At 70.3% G+C, this 707-nt stretch carries 1 protein-coding gene; it reads right to left on the minus strand.

What is annotated here, in order from left to right; all coding sequences use genetic code 11:
* Positions 1–487: GNAT family N-acetyltransferase (locus BZL64_RS37245; RefSeq protein WP_086773417.1), on the minus strand; the 487-nt coding region annotated here is incomplete at its 3' end.
* Positions 488–707 lie beyond the last annotated feature (220 nt).

The following is a 707-nucleotide window of genomic DNA, read 5'->3' on the forward strand; positions in this document are numbered from 1 at the left end:
GTACGCCCTTGTTGTTGATCGCGGAGCGCAGGGTGCCCTCCAGGGTGAAGCCGGCGTGTTCGGCGACCGCTCGGGAGGCGGTGTTGCCGACTTCGGCGCGCCATTCGACGCGGTCGACGGCGAGGTGGGTGAAGGCCCAGCGGGAGGCGGTCAGGGTGGCCTCGGTGGTGTAGCCGTGACCGCGGTGTTCCTTGGTGGCCCAGAAGCCGACCTCGGCGGTGCCGAGGGAGCGCATGGTGAGGCTGAGGAGGCCGGTGAGGGTGTGGTCGGGGAGGAAGACGCCGAAGGTGAACATCGAGCGGTTCGCCCAGCCTTCGGGGGCGAGTTGTTCGGTGAAGCTGCGGGCGTGTTCGGGAAGGTAGGGGGAGGGGATGGTGGTCCAGCGCTGGATGTCGGGGTCCTGGGCGGCGGCGTGGACCGCGTCGGTGTCCTGGGGGCCGACCGGGCGAAGGACGAGGCGGTCGGTGGCGAGGGTGACGGGCTCCATCGGCCGATTCTGCGGGTGGGGCCGGTGTGGGCGCCATGTTTTCGCGGCGTGTGAGCGGGTGATCACAATTCGCGCAATTCGTTCGCGGGGCGCGGCACCATCGGCGGGGCTCGGCCGTTGTGCCTGTGAGGAGAATTCCGGCGCTGTCGTGAGGCGGTGTGCGGTCCGCGTCACAGCAGGCCTCCCGGCGTGGCGGGGTCCTCGCATACGATGGCCGTTG

It is taken from the genome of Streptomyces bobili (assembly GCF_002154575.1).
GTDB lineage: Bacteria > Actinomycetota > Actinomycetes > Streptomycetales > Streptomycetaceae > Streptomyces > Streptomyces bobili.